Annotated in this window: 23 protein-coding genes and 1 tRNA gene; 7 read left to right on the forward strand and 17 right to left on the reverse strand. The window is 64.8% G+C overall.

Annotation, left to right across the window (positions count from 1 at the left end; translation table 11 throughout):
- Nucleotides 1-17: 17 nt before the first annotated feature.
- The 4 genes from G5C33_RS03165 to G5C33_RS19255 form a co-directional block, all read right to left on the reverse strand.
- On the reverse strand, nt 18-761 hold the full coding sequence (locus G5C33_RS03165; RefSeq protein ID WP_165325887.1) for a UTRA domain-containing protein: 744 nt from the start codon (nt 759-761) through the stop codon (nt 18-20).
- 218 nt (nt 762-979) lie between these two features.
- Nucleotides 980-1888 (reverse strand): hydroxymethylglutaryl-CoA lyase, encoded by a 909-nt coding sequence (locus G5C33_RS03170; RefSeq protein WP_323126177.1) that lies wholly within the window; start codon nt 1886-1888, stop codon nt 980-982.
- A 52-nt stretch (nt 1889-1940) separates the two neighbouring features.
- Nucleotides 1941-2924 carry an acetamidase/formamidase family protein gene (locus G5C33_RS03175; RefSeq protein ID WP_165325888.1) on the reverse strand — a complete coding sequence of 328 codons (984 nt, stop codon included), beginning with the start codon at nt 2922-2924 and terminating at the stop codon, nt 1941-1943.
- A gap of 5 nt (nt 2925-2929) precedes the next feature.
- The gene (locus G5C33_RS19255; protein ID WP_228275174.1) at nt 2930-3172 is read right to left on the reverse strand and encodes a hypothetical protein; all 243 of its coding nucleotides are present in this window, start codon (nt 3170-3172) and stop codon (nt 2930-2932) included.
- On the opposite strand from G5C33_RS19255, the gene G5C33_RS03185 reads away from it, so the two are divergent.
- Entirely contained in the window at nt 3124-3768 is a 645-nt protein-coding gene (locus G5C33_RS03185; RefSeq protein WP_228275269.1) for a CaiB/BaiF CoA transferase family protein, read from the forward strand. The genes G5C33_RS19255 and G5C33_RS03185 overlap by 49 nt on opposite strands.
- Nucleotides 3769-4039: 271 nt before the next feature.
- Here G5C33_RS03185 and G5C33_RS03190 read toward each other — a convergent pair.
- A tRNA-Ser gene (locus G5C33_RS03190) sits at nt 4040-4130 on the reverse strand.
- A gap of 94 nt (nt 4131-4224) precedes the next feature.
- On the opposite strand from G5C33_RS03190, the gene G5C33_RS03195 reads away from it, so the two are divergent.
- Complete coding sequence (locus G5C33_RS03195; RefSeq protein ID WP_165325889.1) at nt 4225-5085, forward strand: peptidylprolyl isomerase; 861 nt, start codon at nt 4225-4227, stop codon at nt 5083-5085.
- 28 nt (nt 5086-5113) lie between these two features.
- Here G5C33_RS03195 and G5C33_RS03200 read toward each other — a convergent pair whose 3' ends face one another.
- Genes G5C33_RS03200 through G5C33_RS03215 form a run of 4 tightly spaced genes read right to left on the reverse strand, consistent with a single transcriptional unit; the run spans nt 5114 to nt 8588 of the window.
- Entirely contained in the window at nt 5114-5695 is a 582-nt protein-coding gene (locus G5C33_RS03200) for an ABC-type transport auxiliary lipoprotein family protein (protein WP_165325890.1), read from the reverse strand.
- Between the two features lie 7 nt (nt 5696-5702).
- Nucleotides 5703-6671, reverse strand: coding sequence for an MlaD family protein (locus G5C33_RS03205; protein ID WP_165325891.1), 969 nt, complete (start codon nt 6669-6671; stop codon nt 5703-5705).
- Between the two features lie 7 nt (nt 6672-6678).
- Nucleotides 6679-7482, reverse strand: coding sequence for an ABC transporter ATP-binding protein (locus G5C33_RS03210; protein ID WP_165325892.1), 804 nt, complete (start codon nt 7480-7482; stop codon nt 6679-6681).
- Nucleotides 7479-8588, reverse strand: coding sequence for an ABC transporter permease (locus tag G5C33_RS03215; RefSeq protein ID WP_165325893.1), 1110 nt, complete (start codon nt 8586-8588; stop codon nt 7479-7481). Before G5C33_RS03215 ends, G5C33_RS03210 begins: the two co-directional genes overlap by 4 nt.
- A gap of 61 nt (nt 8589-8649) precedes the next feature.
- On the opposite strand from G5C33_RS03215, the gene G5C33_RS03220 reads away from it, so the two are divergent.
- Nucleotides 8650-9324: an HAD family hydrolase gene (locus G5C33_RS03220; RefSeq protein WP_165325894.1), complete on the forward strand. Its 675-nt coding sequence runs from the start codon at nt 8650-8652 to the stop codon at nt 9322-9324.
- On the opposite strand, the gene G5C33_RS03225 is transcribed toward G5C33_RS03220, so the two are convergent.
- The 4 genes from G5C33_RS03225 to G5C33_RS03240 all read right to left on the reverse strand — a co-directional run bounded on the left by G5C33_RS03225 (nt 9321) and on the right by G5C33_RS03240 (nt 15686).
- Nucleotides 9321-9971, reverse strand: coding sequence for a TrmH family RNA methyltransferase (locus G5C33_RS03225; RefSeq protein ID WP_165325895.1), 651 nt, complete (start codon nt 9969-9971; stop codon nt 9321-9323). The genes G5C33_RS03220 and G5C33_RS03225 overlap by 4 nt on opposite strands.
- A gap of 65 nt (nt 9972-10036) precedes the next feature.
- Complete coding sequence (locus G5C33_RS03230; RefSeq protein WP_228275175.1) at nt 10037-11299, reverse strand: DUF445 domain-containing protein; 1263 nt, start codon at nt 11297-11299, stop codon at nt 10037-10039.
- A gap of 31 nt (nt 11300-11330) precedes the next feature.
- A complete protein-coding gene (locus G5C33_RS03235) occupies nt 11331-14471 on the reverse strand; it encodes an efflux RND transporter permease subunit (protein ID WP_165325896.1) in 3141 nt (1046 codons plus the stop codon).
- Nucleotides 14472-14498: 27 nt separating this feature from the next.
- Nucleotides 14499-15686 (reverse strand): efflux RND transporter periplasmic adaptor subunit, encoded by a 1188-nt coding sequence (locus G5C33_RS03240; RefSeq protein WP_165325897.1) that lies wholly within the window; start codon nt 15684-15686, stop codon nt 14499-14501.
- A 232-nt stretch (nt 15687-15918) separates the two neighbouring features.
- On the opposite strand from G5C33_RS03240, the gene G5C33_RS03245 reads away from it, so the two are divergent.
- Nucleotides 15919-16179 carry a GlsB/YeaQ/YmgE family stress response membrane protein gene (locus tag G5C33_RS03245; RefSeq protein WP_165325898.1) on the forward strand — a complete coding sequence of 87 codons (261 nt, stop codon included), beginning with the start codon at nt 15919-15921 and terminating at the stop codon, nt 16177-16179.
- A 102-nt stretch (nt 16180-16281) separates the two neighbouring features.
- Nucleotides 16282-17016 carry an SIMPL domain-containing protein gene (locus G5C33_RS03250; RefSeq protein WP_165325899.1) on the forward strand — a complete coding sequence of 245 codons (735 nt, stop codon included), beginning with the start codon at nt 16282-16284 and terminating at the stop codon, nt 17014-17016.
- A 68-nt stretch (nt 17017-17084) separates the two neighbouring features.
- Here the strand turns inward: G5C33_RS03250 and G5C33_RS03255 are convergent, their stop codons facing one another.
- From G5C33_RS03255 to G5C33_RS03265, 3 genes are all read right to left on the reverse strand, one after another.
- Nucleotides 17085-17345, reverse strand: a complete 261-nt coding sequence (locus G5C33_RS03255) for a GlsB/YeaQ/YmgE family stress response membrane protein (protein WP_165325900.1) — start codon at nt 17343-17345, stop codon at nt 17085-17087.
- Nucleotides 17346-17510: 165 nt separating this feature from the next.
- Nucleotides 17511-17810 (reverse strand): CtrA inhibitor SciP, encoded by a 300-nt coding sequence (gene sciP / locus G5C33_RS03260; RefSeq protein ID WP_165325901.1) that lies wholly within the window; start codon nt 17808-17810, stop codon nt 17511-17513.
- A gap of 104 nt (nt 17811-17914) precedes the next feature.
- Nucleotides 17915-18148: a hypothetical protein gene (locus G5C33_RS03265; RefSeq protein ID WP_228275176.1), complete on the reverse strand. Its 234-nt coding sequence runs from the start codon at nt 18146-18148 to the stop codon at nt 17915-17917.
- Between the two features lie 166 nt (nt 18149-18314).
- Here G5C33_RS03265 and mnmA point away from each other — a divergent pair, with 166 nt between their 5' ends.
- Nucleotides 18315-19424, forward strand: a complete 1110-nt coding sequence (gene mnmA, locus G5C33_RS03270) for a tRNA 2-thiouridine(34) synthase MnmA (RefSeq protein ID WP_165325902.1) — start codon at nt 18315-18317, stop codon at nt 19422-19424.
- Nucleotides 19425-19601: 177 nt separating this feature from the next.
- On the opposite strand, the gene pdxH is transcribed toward mnmA, so the two are convergent.
- Nucleotides 19602-20285 (reverse strand): pyridoxamine 5'-phosphate oxidase, encoded by a 684-nt coding sequence (pdxH, locus tag G5C33_RS03275; RefSeq protein WP_228275271.1) that lies wholly within the window; start codon nt 20283-20285, stop codon nt 19602-19604.
- On the opposite strand from pdxH, the gene ku reads away from it, so the two are divergent.
- Complete coding sequence (gene ku, locus G5C33_RS03280; RefSeq protein ID WP_165325904.1) at nt 20284-21123, forward strand: non-homologous end joining protein Ku; 840 nt, start codon at nt 20284-20286, stop codon at nt 21121-21123. The genes pdxH and ku overlap by 2 nt on opposite strands.
- The last annotated feature ends 2 nt before the right edge of the window (nt 21124-21125 follow it).

The raw sequence follows: 21125 nt of genomic DNA on the forward strand, positions 1-21125 counted from the left end.
GGCTGTTACGCGGCCGCTCAGTGCTGGCGTTCGTAACGAACGAAACGCCGCCGGGCATCGTCGTCCTGGAAGCGCGCGAACAGATCGTAGCGTGCTCCGTCGAACACCTGGCGCAGACGGGTGATCGGATCATCACCGCGCCAGGTTCGCCGCTCGAGCGAGAGGCAGGGAACGCCTTCCGTCAGTCCGAGCGTTTCGGCGGTGTCCCGATCGGCGCCGATCGCGGAAATTCGCGTTTCCACGCCCGTCCAGGGCACATGTTCGAGAAGCCATCCGCTGAGCGGCTGCTCTTCCAGCGCGACATCGGCCACTTCGGGAACCGATGCCAGGCTGATCACGCGAAATTCGAAGGCGAGCGGCTTTTCGTCCGAATAGTGTATACCCTTGACTTCGAGCAGCTTTTCGCCGCGCGCCAGATCCTGCTCGATCGCGTCATTGCGTTTGGGCTTTCGGATACGACGCGAGATCAATTCCCATCGATAGGCCTGTTCGCGTGCGATGATCTCGCTTTCCAGGTCTGGAATATCGAGGATGAGCGAATGCACGCGCGGCTTGGCAACGAAGGTGCCGAAGCGTTTGCGCCGCTCGACCAGGCCCGCCGCCGCCAGAGCGGAAATGGCCTTGTTCACCGTCATGCGCGCGCAGCCATACATGCGCATCAGTTCATGTTCGATCGGGATATGGTCGCCAGGAAGGAGTTCGCCAGATAGAATCTTCCTCTCGATGTCCGTCCTGATTTGCTCATGCAGGGAGAGGGGCAAGCCGCAAGCCTTTCCGGTTGTCTTGGATTTCGCAAGGGGTGAACATGCTTACCTGCCTTCTGCTTGGCGGCTTCGCAAGAAGTATCACCCCTTTGTCTTGAACCGGTCGCGTCGACGGGGCCGGGTAGGACGGAAACCTCCACAGGGTCCCGGGGCAGCATGCGGGCTCTGGTCCTGTCGCGCGTCGCAAGGCTTGGCGAACCGGTCTCCTGAGTCGTTCAGCCGGCTGGCGGAAATCGGCCCGCGCGCGTGACCGAGGCACTTGGTGTCTTGCCCAGCAGCCCGGAAATCCAATTGCCGATTCCGATCAGCGCATCGAGATCGAGTCCGGTGGAGAAACCGGCGCGTTCGAGCATGTAGACGAGATCCTCGGTGCCGACATTGCCGGTGGCGTTCGGAGCGAACGGACAGCCGCCCAGACCGCCCACGGCTGCGTCCAGCACGTCGATACCGGCTTCGACGCTGGCGAAGACATTGGCGAGCCCCGTATTGCGCGTGTCGTGGAAATGCATTTGAAGCGGCGTCGATGGTGCGACCTCGCGCGCAGCCTCCACACGCGCCTGGACGGTCCACGGATCGGCCATCCCGATCGTGTCGGCCAGGACGATTTCGTCGATTTCCACCGCCGCCGCCGCCGCGACGATATCGCGCATGCGTTCGGCCGGTACTTCGCCTTCGAAGGGGCAGCCGAACGCGACCGAGACAGTGACGCTGACCCTGAGCGCGTCTTTGCCGGGGCGTTTGGCCATCATTGCTTGCATGGCGGCGATCTGTTCGCCGACGCCGGCCCCCTGATTGCGGATGCCGAAGCTGTCGCTCGCGCAGATCACGATATTCGCCTCGTCGCAGTTCGTCTGCAGGCACCGATCGAAGCCGCGCTCATTGAGCACCAGGCCTATGCGCGACCTTCCGGGGGCACGGGGCAGCGCTGCTGCGATGTCCTTCGCGCCCGCCATCTGCGGAACGCGTCTGGGATTGACGAAGGAGACCGTCTCCATGCGCCGTACCCCGGCCGCTTCCAGCCGATGGATCAGCTCAAGCTTCTGTTCGGTTTCGAGTGCGATTTTCTCGTTCTGCAGCCCGTCGCGCGGGCCGACTTCCACAATTTCGATGGCGCGGCGCATCATCCGGTCTCCGACACAAAGCGCATTTCCCGGACAGCGTCGGTCGCCGCGATCTTCACGGCGCCGTCGCGCCGCTACCGAACACGAATTCGGTGTCGGAAACGCCGGGAAGAAGGTGCCTCGGCAGGGCGGCGTGAACCCCCTTATTGCCGTCCACGATCTGCGTGATGCGCAGGTTGCAGGCGAGGCTGCACAGGGCATAGGCCTCGTTCGGCGTAATCGGATGGCACGCCACGATGGCGTCGATCATCGTGTCGAGCGCCTTTGTCGCGGCGACATCGAGATCGGGACAGAATGCCATTGTGATGAAGTCGTCGGCCGTGGTCGCGCGCGGCAGCGCGAGTGACCGATGCTTATGCAGGATCAGCGTCATCCGCCCTTCGAGCGCGGTTTCCAGCGCGGTGAGGTTGACTTCGCCATCGCCCTGACAGGCATGTCCGTCGCCGACCGAAAACAGCGCGCCTTCGGTGAAGACCGGCAGAAACAGGCGCGACCCGGGCACCAGGTCGCGATTGTCGATATTGCCGCCATATTCGCGCGGCTGGATGGTTGAGACACGGCCATATGCCGCGTCAGGGGCGACTGCCATGACTCCGAAGAACGGACGCAGCGGCAAGCGAGTGCCCCAGGGGCAGTGCCCGGTTTCGGTCTCGGGATCGAGGTCGATATGGTAGAGCTGGCGATCGGGAAACCGCTCGGGCAGGGCGCCGAGCAACGGCTTGGTATAGTTATATCCCCAGCGCTGGATCAGTGCGATATCCTCGATCCGTACTTCCAGGCTGTCGCCGGGCTGCGCACCCTCGACCGCGATGGGACCGGTCAGGATGTGCGGTCCCATTTCGGGCGAGACGGCATCCAGCACGGCGCGATGCCGATCGAGAACGGGAAGATCCGAACGGGTCGGCAGTTCCGCGCGCGATCCCGAGATGGTCGAAACGGTGACGCTGTCGCCAGAACGGACCGTCGCGACCGGGCGCAGACTAGCGTCCAGATATCCCCAGTCGATCGTGTCGGGCGCGGGATCGAGGCGATGATCCACGGGCCTCAGTCCTTTTCCGGCGGAAAGGTGTCGAGCCAGTGGCGGGCGACATCGATGCCGCGACAGAACCAGACGCCTTCGAATCCGCGCATATATTCGAGAAGGCTGATCAGGCCCAGCGCGCGGCCTGGGCGACCGATCAGCCGGTCATGCAGGCCGATCGACAGCAGTTTCGGCGCGCCTCGGAGCGCTCGCGGCCCTGCAGCATCGGCACCGGACCGGCCGCGGGCAGATCGTGGATTCCTCATTGTACGAGGCGGTTCTGCAGGTCATGGAGAGCCTCGTCATCGACTATTCGGTCTCTGGCCATGTGCGCGAGCGGACCGGGGCGATCCTTCCCGGAATCGCGCCGTCCAATGTGTATCGCTGTCGCGACGGCGACTATCTGATCGGCGCGAATCAGGACACCGTCTTTGTGCGGCTGTGCAGCGCCATCGGCCAGCCGGACCTTGCCGACGATCCCCGCTTCGCAGATCACGCCAGCCGCGGCCGCCATCAGCGGATGCTCGACGAGATCATCGAGTGCTGGACCTCGGCGCGCAGCATCGTCGAGGTCGAGGCCGCGATGATTGCGCACGCGATCCCCGCCGGACGCGTCTATCGCGCACCCGACATGGTGGCCGATCCGCACTTCCAGGCGCGCAAGTCACTTCTGGATATCGACCATCCGCGGCTGGGGCCGATCAAGATGCAGAATGCCTTTCCCTTCCTGTCGGAGACACCCGGAAGCGTGCGTCGACTGGCGCCCGCCACGCCCGGCGTGGACAATTGGGAAGTGCTTCACGAAGTGCTCGGCCTGAGCGAGGCCGACTATCGCCGTCTCGTCGCGAACGGAACCGTCTAAGCTTCCACGCAGGTCACTGGCGCCGTTTCGCCGCGCGCGCGCCAGCGCGTCGGGCACCTCCAGACCCGTCTGCCATATTTCGACTTTCTTCTGCAGAAGAATGCCGAACTGCTCCCATGACGACGACATGGCTTCGGCTAGCCATCCAGAAACGTCACGGTCCCTTCAAGCAGCGAACCGATGGGCCGGCAGGAAATGGCGGAGAGTTCGGGACGAAGTTCGAACTCGGAGCCAACAGCCTCAAGCAGCGAAGCGGTAGGCCATCATAAAATGGCGGAGCGGGAGGGATTCGAACCCTCGATACGGTTTTGCCGTATACTCACTTTCCAGGCGAGCGCCTTCGACCACTCGGCCACCGCTCCGCATGCGCTGGAAGGCCGATGCACCTAGAAGCTGGCGCGTGCCAACGCAAGCTGCGCAGTTGCACGGAGGCCGGGGGCGTGTCAGTTTCCGCTCATGATCAGATCCGCTCTAGCGCTCGGTGCGCTTGCCTTGGCCGCTGCCGCCTCTCCCGCGACGGCGCAGACTGACTCGACAGAGGCAATTGCGTCCGACTGGCACGATATCCCCGATGACGAGATCATGGTGATCACGCTGCGCGGCGGGGACCAGATTTTCATCCGCCTCGCCAGCCGATTCGCGCCCGGCCATGTCGGCAATATCGAAAAGCTGATCGCCGCGCATTGGTGGGACGGCGAAACCATCTATCGCGTTCAGGAAAACTGGGTCGCGCAATGGGGCGACGTGACCGAGGAAAAGCCGCTGCCGCCCGAGATATTGCAGCGTCCCCCGGCCGAATTCGAGATCGGAACCTTCGATCCTGCGCAGATCCTGCCGGTCGGCGACGCCTATTCGAGCGCGGCGGGCGTTACTGCCGATGGCTGGCCGATCGCGACCGACGGTCAGGCGGCGTGGCTCACCCATTGCTATGGTTCGGTCGGCGTGGCGCGCAATGCCTTGCCCGACACCGGGACCGGCAGCGAGCTTTTCACGCCGATCGGCCAGTCGGCGCGGCGGCTCGATCGCAACTATACGGTCGTCGGCCGGGTCGTGGCGGGGATGGAGCATTTCTCCTCGCTACCGCGCAGCGACGCGCCGATGGGCGTCTATGCGACCGCGGGCGAGCGGGCGCAGATCGCGTCGGTGCGGCTGGCGAGCCAGCTACCTGCGGACGAACGGCCGCGCTTTCAGTATCGCGCGACCGACAATTCGCGCTACGCCGCGATGATCGAGAAGAAGCTGCATCCCGACGCGCCGATGGTCGCGACCGGGCTTGAAGTGTGCGACTTGGGACCCGGCGTCCGGCGCAAGCCCTGAAGCCGGGTCTGAGCCGCCGGCCCTCGCGCTATTCGCCGATCCAGTCGGCGACGTCCGAAGCGACCTGATTGGCGGCCTGGTTGAGCGCGCTGCCCACGGCGTCGCGCTCGATCGCCGTCACCGGCACGCTGGCCGTGAAGCGGCGACGTTCGAACGTCGTGCTGCCTTCGCGCATCAGCGACGCGTCATAGACGACGCGCGCCTCGTTCGCGCGCGCGTCAATTCCGAAGGCGCGCAAGGCTCCCGACAGATTCGCGCCGGGGCGGCCGATCGCTTGTCGCTCCCCGATGATGACGCGCCCCGTTCGCGCGGCGATCGTGTCGCCGAGCAGGCGGGCGAACATCGACGCGGGCTGTTCGACCCATTGCGCGTCCTTGACGTAGGCGATGCTTGTGTCGGTCGCCTGGACCGGCACGCGAACGGTAGCCAGTTCCTGAGGCACTTCCGGGGTGCGGATCGTGACAGCGCGCGCATCGCCCGAATCGACTGTCTCGCCGGCTTCGAGGTTCAGCGCCGGGCTGAGCGTCATCAGCGCGGAAGGCGGCTCGGAGCCGAAATTGATGCATGCCGTCAGCGGAAGCAGCGCGGCGACGATGGCGATCTTCTTCATATCGGCCTCAGTCCTGGGGTTCATAATCGGGCAGCTTGGGCGGCGAGATCAGCGATCCGGCGCCTTCGCGGTCGAGCCGCTCGGCAATCGCGCCAAGCGCGACCGCGGTGCGGCGCAGATCCTGCACCAATTGCGTCGCCTGCGGCATGGTCTGTTGCGAGAAGGTCTGGAGACCCGGCCGTGCGTCGGAAATCGCCGAATCAAGATTGGCCATGCTCTGTTTGGCCGCGATCACGGCTTCGTTCAGATTTTGCATTGCCGGATCGACGCTGCCGTCCATCACCTGTTTGGTTGAATCGGCAAGGGCGCCGATTTCCTCGGCGGCAGTACCGATCTGGGCGACGGCAGTGCGCATCTCGGCGATCGTCGCCGCCATTTCGGGGCCGCGATCGGCAAGCGCGGCCGTCAGGCGGTTGGTATTCTCCAGAATCCCGGCAATCGAGGCCTGGTTCTTGTCACCGAGCAATTCGGTGAGTCGTTCGGTGAGCGTCGTCAGCCGTTCGAGCAGTTGCGGCGCTGAATTGAGGATCGCCCCGAATCCCGAAGTCTTGGTGGGGATCACCGGCACTCCGAGCGGACAGGCTGATTGCGGATCCTCCTGCGGACAGGTGATCGCGGGCGCGCCCTTGATTGCGCCGTCGAGCTGGATCTGGCTGACGCCGGTGAAGCCGACGCCTTCGACGCTGGCGGTCGTCCCTTCGAGGATCGGCACATCGCTATTCACCTTGATTCGGACGCGCACCAGCCTGGGGTCGGGCGGCCAGAAGGCGATTTCCTTCACCTGCCCGGCGGGCACGCCCGAAAAGGCGACGGCCGAACCCGGCGCGATTCCGTCGACCGCCTGCGAGAAGAAAATGTCGTACTGGCGCTCGTTGCCGTCGCTCAGTCGCGAGATCCAGACGATGAAAATCGCCAGCACCAGCAGCAGGAGCAGCGTTACGGCCCCCACCAGAACATGGTTCGATCGCGTTTCCATCAGTCCCTCAAGCCCCTGTGGGCGCATCGGCCCGGTTTGCCCCTGCGGTCGCGGCGCGGCCGCGGGGTCCGTTGAAATATTCCTGGATCCACGGATGATCCAACGCGAGCAGCTCCTTGATTGTGCCGACCGCGATCACATGCCTGTCCGCCAGCACCGCGACACGATCGCAGATCGCGTGCAGCGTATCGAGATCGTGCGTGATCAGAAACACCGTCAGCCCCAGCGTCCGCTGCAGCGAGCGCGTCTGTTCGTCGAACGCGGCGGCGCCGATCGGATCGAGCCCCGCGGTCGGCTCGTCGAGGAACAACAGCTCCGGGTCGAGCGCGAGCGCCCGGGCAAGGCCGGCGCGCTTGCGCATACCGCCCGAAAGCTCGGAGGGATATTTGGGACCGGCTTCGGATGAAAGCCCGGTCATCACCACCTTGTACGAAGCGATTTCATCGAGCTGCGGCTGGCTGAAGCCGGGATAGAATTCGCGCAGCGGCACCTGGACGTTTTCCGCGACGGTGAGCGTCGAAAACAGCGCGCCGCCCTGGAACAGCACGCCCCAGCGCTTGCGAATCTCGGTTTCCTCCTGCGGGTCGATGCCGCGCGTATCATGGCCGAAGACTTCGACTTCCCCCGTATCGGGAGTCTGCAGCCCGACGATCGAGCGCATCAGCACCGACTTGCCCGTACCCGATCCGCCGACCACGCCGATAATCTCGCCGCGCCGCACGTCGAGGTCGAGATTCTCGTGCACAACCTGCTCGCCGAAGCTGTTGCGGAGCCCGCGAACGCGGATGACGATGTCTTCCTCGCCGCTCATATCCACCCGATCTCGCTGAAGAAGACTGCGAAGAACGCGTCGAGCACGATAACGAGGAAGATCGCCTGCACCACCGCCGCGGTGGTGCGTGAACCGACCTGTTCGGCGTCCCCTTCGACCTGCATCCCCTGGAAACAGCCCGCGATCGCGATGATCGCGCCGAATACCGGCGCCTTGACCAGCCCGACCCAGACATCGGTGATCGGCACGACTTCGCGGATGCGCTGGACGAAGGTGATCGGCGGCACGTCGAGCGCGACCCAGCAGAGCAGGCCGCCGCCGATGATCGCGATCAGCGAGGCATAAAAGCCGAGCAGCGGCATCATCACGACAGCCGCCATCGTGCGCGGGACGACCAGCGCTTCGATCGGCGACACGCCGATCGTGCGCATCGCGTCGACTTCCTCGGTCAGCTTCATCGTGCCGATCTGCGCGGCAAAGGCACTGCCGGACCGGCCGGCGACCATGATCGCCGTCATCAATACGCCCAGTTCGCGCAGCGTGATTCGTCCGACCAGATTGATCGTATAGACTTCGGCGCCGAATTGCCGGAGCTGCACCGCGCCTTGCTGCGCGATGACGATGCCGATCAGGAAGCTCATCAGTCCGATGATACCGAGTGCGGAGACGCCGACGACTTCGAAGCGATGCACCGTCGCATTGAGCCGGAAGCGGCGCGGATGGCAGGCCACGTTCCAGAAGGCGATCAGAGTCGCCCCCATGAAACCGAGCAATCCGTACAATGTCTTGAACGACGTGATCACTGCCTCGCCGGTTTCGGCGACGATGCGCAGGAGCAGCCCATATTCTTCCCTGGGCTGCGCCACCGGCTGATCGGCGGCGCGCGCGACCTGATCGTAGAGCGCGGCTTCGTCACCCTCGAGCCCCGAGACGGGAATTTCGCGCTCGGCCGCGAAGCGATGCACCATCCACGCGCCGACCGTATCAATACGATGGACTTCGCTCAGGTCGACGCCGTCGACCGGCTCGACGCCCTGGAGTCGTTCGGGCAGGTCGCCGATCGTCGCGAGTGACAAGTCACCCGTGAAGCGAAGCAGCGTCCCGCTGCCGGTCTCAACCCGTTGGAAATCGGCCATGACGGTCATCGCGCGCGACATTGGGGGATTTGTACTGGATCGGCAAGCGGTGAGGGGCCAGTGTCGGCCCATGCACTATCTCGCCGTTTACGACATGGACAAGACGATCACCCGCGCGCCCACCTGGACGCCGTTCCTGATCCACGCGGCGAAGCGTCGCGCGCCGTGGCGCCTCGCGCTGTTGCCGCTCGCGGGTCTGGCGACGCTGGGCTATGCGGCCAAGCTGCTCGATCGCGGGGCGCTCAAGCAAGTGACGCAGCGGCTGATGCTCGGCGACCGCGTGTCGCATGAGGCCGCAACGGGCCTTGCCGAAAGCTATGCCGAAGACGTGGCGCATACCAACACGCTCGAAGGCGCGCGGACGCGGATCGCGGCGGATCGCGCCGCCGGATACCGGCTGGTGATGGCGACGGCTTCGCACGGCTATTATGCGCAGGCGATTGCGAAGCGGCTCGGCTTCGACGATGTCGTCGCGACGCAGGCGCGGCGCAATGCGGAGGGGGATCTGCTTTCGCTCATCGAAGGGGAAAACTGTTACGGCCCCGCAAAGCTCCGCATGATCGAGGCATGGATGCAAAAAAACGGCATCGCGCGCGGCGAAGCGCAGGTGCGTGCCTATAGCGACCATGTGTCCGATGCGCCGCTTTTGGGCTGGGCGGATGAGGGGTTCGCAGTCAACGCGCACGGGCCGCTGCGCAAGATGGCGGTCGAGCGGGGGTGGGAGATTCTCGACTGGCGGGGTTAGGCTTTGGGTTCGATCACGGTGGGCAGCGGTTCCGCACGAGCGCCGCGATGATCGCGCAATCGGTATTTGCTTTGATATTCGCGCCGCTGCTTGGTCACTTCGTACAGAACGATACCCGTACTTGTGCCGAGATTCAGGCTTTCGATCATTCCGAACATAGGAATTGCGACGCACATCTCGCTACGTTCGACGGCAAGATCGCTGATCCCGATCGCTTCATTGCCGAACCAAACCGCCAGCTTGGCATGCTCCGTATAGTCCCCTTCGTGAAGAAAGACGTTCGTCTTTCCCTTCACGTGCGGGGACGTGACGATCGAAACAAAGTGATTCTTCTCCAGATGCGCCAGACAAGCTTCAGTGCTGTCGAATCGCTTCACGAACGTCCATTTGACGGCCGAAACCGAAAGCTTGGACAGCTTGTTCTCTTCGCGCAGCTCCTGCCAGTCGTCCGAAAGGATGCCGCGTGAATCCACCACATAGACCTTCTCGGCTCCCAGGGCGTTCACATTACGAATAACCGTGCCGATATTGCGCGGGTTTTGCGGGTTTTCGATAACGACGATCAGGTTCTTGCAGCGGAACTGCTTGATCGCGTCCGCACGCTGCCGTGCCGAGCTCTTTACTTTCGTTTCCTGTTCGCCAGTCACAATATCGTCCTTTGATCCGCGCCGCGTTTCCTAAGGGCTTTTCTCGTGAAACGCCAAGGCCGGAGCTAAAGCACCGCCGAAACCGCGTGGATCGCCACGCCTACCATCCCGCCGACCAAAGTCCCGTTGATACGGATGAACTGCAGGTCGCGGCCGACGGCGTTTTCCATGCGGCCGGTGATCGTTTCGGCGTCCCAGCCGCGCACCGTGTCGGACACCAACCGGACGATCGCGTCGCCATAATCATTGGCGACGCCGACGGCGGTGCGGCGCACGAAGCGATTGACGGTGGCGGCGAGCGCGGGTTCGCGCTGGAGCGTCTCGCCGAGCTGGCGCAGCGCCTCGCCCAGTTCGCCCTTGAACGCGGCTTCGGGATCGCGTGCGAAGCGGAGCAGACCCGCGCGCGCCGATTCCCATATGCCCATCCACCAGCGGTCGAGCGCGGGATTGTCGAGCATCTCGATCTTGAACGCCTCGACGCGCTCCTGGGTCACCGGGTCGAATTGCAGGTCGGCGGCGAGCTTTGCCAGCCCTTCCTCGGCCTTGGCGCGCAGCGGGTGATGCGGGTCCTCGGCCATTTCGACGATCAGCTTTGCCAGCCCGTCGATGATCGCGTTGGCGAGCCGTTCGTCGAGCCCGGTCCAGCGCAGGATGCTGCCCGCGCGCTGATGCACCATGTCGCGGATCAGATGCTCGTTGGCGTCGAGCACACGCGCCGCCCAGCGAATGATGCCGTCGAGCAGCGGGATATGCCGATCCTCGGCGATCGCGCTGTCGAGCACGCGGCCGAGCGGGGCGGATATCTTCATCGTGCGCAGCTGGCCGCCGATCGCGCGCTTGGCCATGCCGCCGAGGCGATCCTGGTCTAGCGCCTCGAGCGCATCGGCGAGCAGCCTTGCCGCGCCCTGCTGCACCCGCCCGCGCGATCCGCGCGGATCGGTGAGCCAGCGCCCGGCGGCGCCCGCGACGTCGATCCGGTGCATCCGCCGCGCGACGACGCCGGGGGTGAGGAAATTGTCGCGCAGGAAGCACGCGAGCGTGTCGCCGATCCGGTCCTTGTTGCGCGGGATGATCGCGGTGTGCGGGATCGGTAGCCCGAGCGGGTGGCGGAACAGTGCGGTGACCGCGAACCAGTCGGCAAGGCCGCCGACCATCGCCGCCTCGGCAAAGGCGCGGAGAAAGCCGATCGCGGGGTGCACGTCTTCATAGCGCGAGGCGAGGATGAAGGTGGTCGCCATGACCACCAGCATCAGGGTGGCGATCCAGCGCATCCGCACCAGCGCGGGCGGCGGCGGCTCGGCAGAGCGGAGGCGGGAACGAACAGTCATCCCCGCCTCAATAGTCGAACCGCCTCAAGGTTCACTCCGCCGGGTGCGGCTCGTCGCCGCCCGGATGGCCGGGGTGGTAGCCGATACGCCCGCCCGGCTGGTGATCGATCGCCTTGGGGCCCTCGTCGCCCGGGCGATAGGTGAGCAGGCGTCGCGACAGGCGCGGACCGGCCCATTTTTCGAGACCCAGCACCAGGCTGAAGCTCGCCGGGACGATCAGCAGCGTCAGCACCGTCGACAGAATGAGGCCGCCGATCACGGTGATGCCCATCGGCGTGCGGAACGAGGAGTCGCCCGACAGCGACAGCGCCGTCGGCACCATGCCCGCGACCATCGCGACGGTGGTCATCACGATCGGCTGGGCGCGCTTGTGCCCGGCGTCGATGATCGCCGTAACCTTGTCGACGCCCTTCTCCATTTCCTCGAGCGCGAAGTCGATCAGCAGGATCGAGTTCTTCGCGACGATGCCGAGCAGCATCAATATGCCGATATAGACCGGTAGCGAGATCGGGTCGCCGGTGATCTTGAGCGCAAGCAGGCCGCCGAGCGGCGCCAGCATCAGCGATCCCATATTGACCAGCGGCGACACGAAGCGGCGATAAAGCAGCACCAGCACGGCGAAGACCAGGAACACGCCGGAAATGACGGCGATGATGAAATTGGTGATCATCTCGGCCTGCCATTTCGCCGAGCCGGTGACGAGTTCGTTCACGCCGACGGGCAGGTTCTGCATCGTCGGCAGTTCGTGGATCTGCTCCATCGCGACGCCGCTGACGATATCGGGAGCCAGATCGGCGCCGATCACCAGCCGCCGCTGCTGATTGATGCGCTGGATGCGCGTCGGCCCCATGCCGAAATCGATGTCGGCGACGACGCTCAGCGGCACGGTGCCGCCGGTTTGCGTCGGAACCGGCAGGTTCTGGATTGTCGAAAGGCGCTCGCGCGAATTTTCCGACAGCGCGACCCGGATCGGAATCTGGCGGTCGGAAAGCGAGAATTTCGCGGCATTCTGATCGATCTCGCCCAGCGTCGCGATGCGGATCGCGCCCGAAAGCGCGGCGGTCGTGACGCCGAGATTGGCGGCGAGATCAAGCCGCGGCTTGATGACGATTTCGGGGCGCTGCAGGTCGCCGGTGATGCGCGGTGCGACCAGCGTGTCGAGACCCGCCATTTCGCGGACCAGCTTGATCCCGGTCTGCTCGAGCAGTTCGGGGTCCTCGCCGCCCAGCGTGATGGTGATGTCGCGGCCGCTGCCGCCCCAGCTCATGCTCGAATTGAAGCTGACGCGGGCATCGGGGATTTTGTTGAGTTCGGGCGCCAGCCCGCGCTCGAACTGCGTGCTGGTAAGGTCGCGATCGTCCTTCAGCAGCGCGACGACGCGTCCGTTGCCGACATAGGTCCGGGCATAGGTATTCTCGACCTGCGGCTGCGCGCGCAGCAGCGCGTCGACGCGATCGACCACCGCTTCGGTCTGTTCGAGAGTCGTGCCGGGCACCATTTCGATCGAGGCGCTGGTCGAATCGCGATTCTGCGGCGGCTGGAACGTCTGCGGGATCGTCGCGAAGCACCAGACCGTCAGTGCCATCGCAACCGCGCCGCCGACCACCGCCGACCAGCGGTGCCGCAGCGTCCAGCGCAGCACCTTCATATACTGGTCCATCAAGAAGCCCTCGCCGTGCGTGGCATGGCCCTTGGCCTTCAGGAAATAGGCCGCGATCATCGGCGTCAGCATGCGCGCCACCGCCAGCGACATCAGCACCGCGGCGACCACCGTCAGCCCGAAATTCTTGAAGAACTGGCCCGAAACGCCCGGCATCATGCCGACCGGCAGGAACACCGCGACGATCGACATGGTGGTGGCGAGCACCGCCACTCCGATTTCGTCGGCGGCGTCGATCGATGCCTGATAGGCCGATTTGCCCATCCGCATGTGGCGCACGATATTCTCGATTTCCACGATCGCATCGTCGACCAGCACGCCCGCGACCAGGCTGAGCGCGAGCAGCGTCATCTGGTTGAGCGTGAAGCCCAGCATGTCCATGAACCAGAAGGTCGGGATCGCCGACAGCGGGATGGCGAGCGCGGAAATGATCGTCGCGCGCCAGTCGCGCAGGAACAGGAAGACGACGATCACGGCGAGCACCGCGCCTTCAACCAGCGCGTCGATCGCACTGTGATATTGTTCCTCGGTATATTCGACGCTGTTGAACAGGATTTCGAACCGCACCTTGGGATTGCGTTCCTCGAGCGTCTTCAGCTTTTCCATCGCACCGTGGAATACCGCCACGTCAGATGCGCCCTTGGCGCGCTTGATGTCGAAGGCGAGCACGGGGCGACCGTTCCATTCGGCGAGGCTGCGCACTTCGGCATAGCTGTCGCGGACTTCGGCGATGTCGCTCAGCTTCACGGTGCGGCCGCCGCCGACCGATATCTGCGTGGCGCCCAGGGTGATCGCGGTGTCGGCGTTGCCGAGCACGCGCACCGACTGTTCGGTGCCCGAAATTTCGGTGCGTCCGCCTGCGGCGTTCAGATTGGTCTGGCGAAGCTGGCCGTTCACCTGGCTGGCGGTGATGCCGAGTGCCTGCAGCTTGGCGGGGTCGAGGATGACGCGGATTTCGCGGTCGACGCCGCCGATCCGGTCGACCGTCGACATGCCCTCGACCGACAACAGTTCCTTGGCGACGCTGTTGTCGACATACCAGCTCAGCTCTTCCATCGTCATGTCGGTGGCGATGGCGGTGAAGCTGGCGATATCGTTGTCGCTGGTGTTGGCGCGGCCGACGCGCGGCTCGAGAATGCCGTCGGGCAGCTCACCGCGGATCTGCGACACCGCTTCGCGCACGTCGTTGACGGCGCGGTCGATCGGCGTGCCGATGTCGAGCTGGACGATTGTCTGCGAATTGCCTTCGGTAATCGTCGAATCGATCTGGTCGATGCCCTGCAGGCTGCGCACCGCCGATTCGACGCGCTGAGTGATCTGGGTTTCCAGTTCGCTTGGCGCGGCGCCGGGCTGGCTGATGTTCACCCAGACGATCGGGAATTCGATGTCGGGCTCGTTATTCACCTCCATCGTCATGAAGCTCACGATTCCCGCGAGCGTCAGCGCGATGAACAGCACGATCGGCGGCACCGGATTGCGGATCGACCATGCCGAGATGTTGCGGAAGCTCATGACTTGGGTCCTAACGGAATGCGTGACTTAGCGAAGCGTCTTGAGCTCCGGCTTGACCTTCTGGCCTTCATTGAGGAACGCGCCGGCCGACAGAACGACGCGTTCGTTGCCGTTCAGCCCGTCGACGATCGCGACGCCTTCGTCCGAAACCTCGCCCGCGCGAATCGGACGGCGCACGGCTTCGTCCTGATCGTTGAGAATATAGACGTAATTGCCGTTCGCGTCGCTCTGGATCGCCGATTGCGGCAGCATCGGTGCTTCGTTCGATCCCGCAACGATGCGCGCGCTGGCAAAGCCGCCCGGGCGCAGCGCCGGATCATAGGAGAGCGAAATGCGCGCGATGCCCTGGCGCGTCTGCGGATCGATCACCGGCGAAACCTGCCAGACCTCGCCTTCGAAGACCTGGTCGGTGCCGACCGGCGACACCTGGGCGGGAACGCCGGCGTGCAGTTGCTGCAGGTCGTCCTCGGGCAGCTGGGCGCGCAATTCCATCTGCCCGCCCTTGGCGATGCGGAACAGCGTGCCGCTTCCCGGGCTCACCACCTGGCCGGGTTCGACGTTGCGTGTAAGGATTAGACCCGCCTCGGGCGCGCGGATGTCGAGCCGGTTGTTGCGCGCACGGGCCTCCGCAAGCTGCGCCTCGGCGACGCGGACGCGCGCCACTGCCGAATCGCGCGTCGCGGTCTTGCGCTCGACATCGGCCTGCGAAACAAAGCCGCGATCGACGAGCTGCTTGGCGCGATCGAGTTCGGACTGGGCGATTTCGGCGTCGGCGCGCGCCACGCGCACCTGCGCCTGGAGCGATTCGACCGTCTGCGACTGGACCGAGCGATCGATCCGCGCGAGCACCTGACCGGCGCGGACCCAGTCGCCGGGCTCGACAAGGACGCGCGTGACCATGCCGCCTTCGCCGACCACGCCGACGGGCATTTCGCGGCGCGCAGCGAGCGAACCCGTGCCGGAGACGACGCGCTGGATCGCCTGCCTGCCGGGAACCGCGACCGTCACGGTCGGAATCTGCCCCTCGCGCTGGGCCGCGGCCTTGTCGGCGGCGGCGCCGTCGTCGCTACCGCCGGAAAACAGGAAGACGGCTGCGACAAGCGCCAGAACGGCAACGATCCCGCCGATGATCCACCATCGGCGACTGCTGCGGCCTTCCTCACCGGGAAGCGCCTTCTGACCGTCCTCTGCGAACATCTTTGCCTCGTAATTCATGCGGGTATCCCGTGCGGCCGGAGCGCCTCGATTTGCGGATACCAACTGTGTTATCTGAATAAATCACCGATCGCAACGGTGGTTTTTCAGACTGCGCGGCGCATTGCCGTCATTCGGCTGTTTTCGCAAGGCAGTGGATCGTTTCCGCCAAGAAACGGGTTGCATGATCGGCCTCATCGCGCGACGCTTGAAGCGGGTTCCGCAGGGTAGGGCCCGAAAACGGGAGGAAGATATGGAACGCGGTTGGTTCGGCTGGCTTTTGATCGGTCTCGTCGCCGGCGTGCTGGGCAAGATCATCATGCCCGGCAAGGATCCGGGCGGTATTATCGTCACGATCCTGATCGGTATTGCCGGCGCGCTGCTGGCCGGGTTCGTTGCCCAGTCGATGGGATATACGCTCGACGGCGGCTTTGAAAGCTACGCCGCCGCCACGGGCGGCGCGGTGGTACTGCTGGCGCTGTATCGTATCGTGATGGTGCGCCGGGTCCGCTGATCGCGGCGACCGTTCATCGGGCGTGCAAGCACGAAACATTAAGGTCCCGCTCGCGGTTCATACCACCGCGGGCGGGACTTTTTCATTTCCAGGAGAGCGATAATGCGAACACTTACGGCAACGCTGGCGCTGGGCGCCGCGGCGCTGGCGACGAGCGCCGTGCCGGCGCGCGCGCAGGACATGGCGCATCCGCCGATGCCCGCAATGCATGCCATGCAGGGCACGATGCTGACGGTGGTCGCCGAAGGAAGCACAACGCGCACGCCCGATCTGGCGACGATCAGCGCCGGGGTGGTGACACAGGGCGCGACTGCGGCCGAAGCGATGCAGGCGAACAGCGCGCGGATGGCGCGCGTGATCGCGGCGCTGAAGCGTGCCGGTATCGCCGATCGCGATATCCAGACGTCCAACATCAACCTGTCGCCGCAATATCGGCGCGAGGATAATCAGCCGCCGGTCATCACCGGCTATCAGGCGTCGAACAGCGTGCGCGTGCGGTTTCGCGACATCGAAAACAGCGGGGCTATCCTCGATCTGCTCGTCGCCCAGGGGGCGAACAACATCAACGGACCGAGCCTGGGCCTTGCCGAACCGCAGGGCGCGATGGACGAAGCGCGGGCCGACGCGATCCGTACCGCGCGGGCACGCGCCGAACTCTATGCCTCGGCGGCGGGGCTGAGCGTTGATCGCATCCTTTCGATCAGCGAAGGCGCCGATCGGGGCGGCGGGCCGATGCCGATGGGCTATATGGCGCGCGCCGAATCGGCCGATACGCAGGTGCTGCCGGGCGAACAGGATGTGACGGTCACGGTGACGGTACGTTTCCTGCTCAAATGACCGCCCGGACATGAAAAAAGGGGTCGCGCATCGCGCGACCCCTTTTCAAGCGGGCTCAAGGTTGCCGATCAGCGCACAGCGCCGCGGCGAACCAGATTGACGATCGCGAGCAGGATCACCGCGCCGAGCAGCGACACCAGGAACGTGCCCACGGTGATGCCTTCATTGATGCTGCTGCCAAGCAGCCAGCCACCAATCAGCGCGCCGACGATACCGACGACGATGTTGAGGAAAATGCCCTGCTGGGCATCGGTACGCATGATGATCGAGGCCAGCCAGCCGACGATACCGCCAACGACGAGCCAGACGAGAAGTCCAACAAGACTCATGTCCAAATCCCTCCGTTTATGCCCGGTGGCTTCCGGGCGAACACGCCCGGGTTCGTTCCGGGCCACGGGAGGTAAGACTCGCAACGGGGCTGCTTGGTTCCGAATGCGGCTGGCGGTGCAGGGGGGCGGCCGACCGGATCGGGGCGGATCGGTCGGCCCGGGGGATCAGAATTTCTGCTGGCGTTCGTAGAGCGAGCGATAGTGCTGGATGCGGGTGACGCGCAGCCCGGGCATACCCGACCGATCGATCGCGCGCTGCCATCCGGCGAATTCCTCGACCGTCAGGCCATAGCGGTCGCAGGCCTCGTCGACGGTCAGCAGCCCGCCATTCACCGCGGCCACGACTTCGGCCTTGCGCCGTACGACCCAGCGAGTCGTGTTCGGCGGCGGCAGCGTATCGAGCGTCAGCGGTTCGCCGAGCGGACCGATGACCTTGGCGGGGCGGATCTTCTGATTCTCAATCATTCACTGACCTCGATCGGGGCGGGGGGCCCCCTCTCTGAACACTGACAACGGCTTTAGCGCCGACTGATTCAACATTGCCTGAAACGGCAGGGTAAACGCCGTCTTCATTCCTGTTTCCAATCGCTTGACGCGAAGGAACCGGTTTCGATCCGGGGCAGGAAAGCGGTTCCCGCGCGCAACAGCGCCAGCGCCGTGGGGCGATGAAAGGCACCATGTTCGGGAGCCAGCAGATCGGCTTCGCCCGCCGCAGCGGTAAGCCGCGTCTGAGTCGATGCCGTGGCGCTTGCCGCCTGTCGCGCGGCGACGCCGACCATCAGCACCGCCAGCTCCGTTGGCAATGCAGTGACGGCGGTATCCCGATCCAGGCGGGCGAAGCTCAGGTCCACAAATACGCATCCGATTACTACTCGTCTTGGAAGAGCGGTTGTACGGGCGAGTGCTGAAGGTCCCGTAAAGGCCCGCAAAATTTTGCATCCCGGCGCGGGACACTCTATGGGCGCGGCGATGACCTCCGGGGAATTCCAGCTTGCCGGGCCGCTTTCGGGGCGGCGGATCGTCGTTGCCATGTCGGGCGGCGTCGACAGCTCGGTCGTGGCCGCGCTGGCCGCCCGGACCGGTGCCGAAACGATCGGCGTGACGCTTCAGCTTTACGATCATGGCGAGGCAGTCGGACGCGCGGGAAGCTGCTGCGCGGGGCGCGACATTCGCGATGCGCGCGCGGTGTGCGATCGGCTGGGAATCGCCCATTATGTGTTCGATCACGAGAGCCGTTTCCGCGAATCGGTGATCGACGATTTCGCCGACGAATATCTTTCCGGCCGCACGCCGATTCCGTGTGTGAAGTGCAATATGGGCGTGAAATTCACCGATCTGTTCGCCCTTGCCCGCGACCTCGGCGCCGATTGCCTGGCCACCGGCCATTATGTCCGGCGCGTCGAAGGGCCGGCGGGCGCCGAGCTGCACCGTGCCGCCGATCCCGCGCGCGACCAGAGCTATTTCCTGTTCGCGACGACGCAGGATCAGCTGGATTTCCTCCGTTTCCCCCTGGGAAGCATGCCCAAGCCGCGCGTGCGCGAGCTTGCCGCCGAAATCGGCCTCGGTGTCGCGGGCAAGCCCGACAGCCAGGATATCTGTTTCGTTCCCGACGGCGATTATGCCTCGCTGGTCAAGAAGCTGCGCCCCGAAGCCGAAACGCAGGGCGATATCGTCGATCAGGCCGGTAACAAGCTCGGCGAGCACAGGGGGCTGATCCATTTCACCGTCGGTCAGCGCCGCGGGCTGGAGATTGGCGGTCAGGCAGAACCGCTCTATGTCGTCGCGCTCGATGCCGAAGCGAAGCGCGTGATCGTCGGTCCGAAATCGGCACTGGCGGTGCGCGCGGCGCGGATCGAGGGACTCAACTGGATCGGCGGCGATTTCACCGGCCCGCTCCACGCCAAGGTCCGCTCGATGGCCAAGCCCGTGCCCGCGCGGCTCGAAGGCGACCGGGTGGTGTTCGACACCCCCGAATATGGTGTCGCGCCCGGGCAGGCGGCGGTGCTCTATGCGGGCGACCGGGTGCTGGGCGGCGGCTGGATACGGGAAACCGAACGAGCGGAGCTAGCGGCCGCCTAAGCGCCTGCCCCCTGCAAACCGCCGTTGGGGCTGAGCTTGTCAAAGCCCTGTTCTGTCTTCTTCCAGCCGTTGCGAGAAGAAGTACGGCGCCCTTCGACTGCCTGCCAAGGCAGGCGCTCAGGACAGGCTTCGACAAGCTCAGCGCAAACGGGTGTGCGGAAACAGACTCCCGCCTCGTCAAGGATAGAGCAGCGTCTCCGACCAGGCATCGCCGCCCGGCGCGGTTTCGCGGCAGAAGAGCCGGCGTTCGTGGAGGCGGTGTTCGCGGTCCTGCCAGAATTCGATACGTTCGGGCACCACGCGCCAGCCACCCCAATGCGGCGGGCGGGGCACGTCGCTGCCTTCGAACTGTTCGCGCATCGCTTCGTAGCGCGTTTCGAAGACATCGCGGCTGGGCAGCGGATGCGACTGGTCCGAAGCCCAGGCGCCGAGCTGCGAATCGCGGCCGCGCGTCGCGAAATAGGCATCGGCCTCTTCACTGCTGACCCGCTCGACCGGCCCTTCGACACGCACCTGCCGCCGCAGCGACTTCCAGTGGAAAAGCAATGCCGCGCACGGATTGGCGGCAAGCTCGTCGCCCTTGCGGCTCTCGCCATTGGTGTAGAAGGTAAAGCCTTCGGGGCCATGATCCTTGAGCAGCACCATGCGGACCGAAGGCGCGCCCGAAGCATCGGCCGTCGCCACCGCCATCGCATTGGCGTCATTGAGCTCCTTGGCCTGCGCCTGCGCAAACCAGTCATCGAACAGCGCGATCGGATCGTCCACCATGCGCGGCCGTTTACGCCGCCCCCGCGAAGCTGTCGAGGAACGAGTCGCGCGCCTGTGATTTGAATCGCCGTTGCAACGAACGGAGCAGGCAATGGCGGCACGCGCCTATTGGCAGGGACAGATACGGCTGGCGCTGGTTTCGATCCCGGTGGAAATCTACACCGCGACCAAATCGGGCGCGTCGGTCTCCTTCCGCCAGATCCACGAGCCCACCGGCAAACCGATCCATTATGAAAAGGTCGTCACCGGCGTCGGCCCGGTCGATACCGACGAGATCATGAAAGGCTATGAAGTCGAAAAGGGCAGCTATGTCCTGCTCGATCAGGACGAGATCGACGCAGTGAAGCTCGAATCGAAGAAGACGCTCGAACTCACTCAGTTTGTCGATGCCAACGAAATCGACGTCCTCTATTACGACAAGCCCTATTTCGTCGTGCCGGCAGACGACCTTGCCGAAGAAGCGTTCATCGTGCTGCGCGAGGCGCTGCGACGGACGAAGAAAGTTGGGCTCGGGCAGCTCGCGCTTCGCGGACGCGAATATGTGGTGAGCCTCAAGCCGTGCGGGCGCGGCATGGTGCTCGAAACGCTGCGCTATGCCGAGGAAGTGCGCAAGGCGCAGAGTTATTTCCGCGACATTTCCGACGACAAGCCCGACAAGGAGTTGCTCGACCTGGCCGAATCGTTGATCGAGAAGAAGTCGGGCAGCTTCGACGCGAGCGAATTTCACAATCGCTATGTCGATGCGCTGCAGGAACTGATCGCCCGCAAGCGCAAGTCCAAGGGCGGCAAGATCGTCGAGGATGCCGAGGAAGCCGGCGGCGGCCAGCGCGGCTCGAATGTCGTCGACCTGATGGCCGCGCTCAAGGATTCGCTCGAAAAACCCGAGGGGAAGAAGGCGAAATCCTCGGGCAAGAAGCGCGCTTCGGGGTGATC

Source organism: Sphingosinithalassobacter tenebrarum (assembly GCF_011057975.1).
Taxonomy (GTDB): domain Bacteria; phylum Pseudomonadota; class Alphaproteobacteria; order Sphingomonadales; family Sphingomonadaceae; genus Sphingomonas; species Sphingomonas tenebrarum.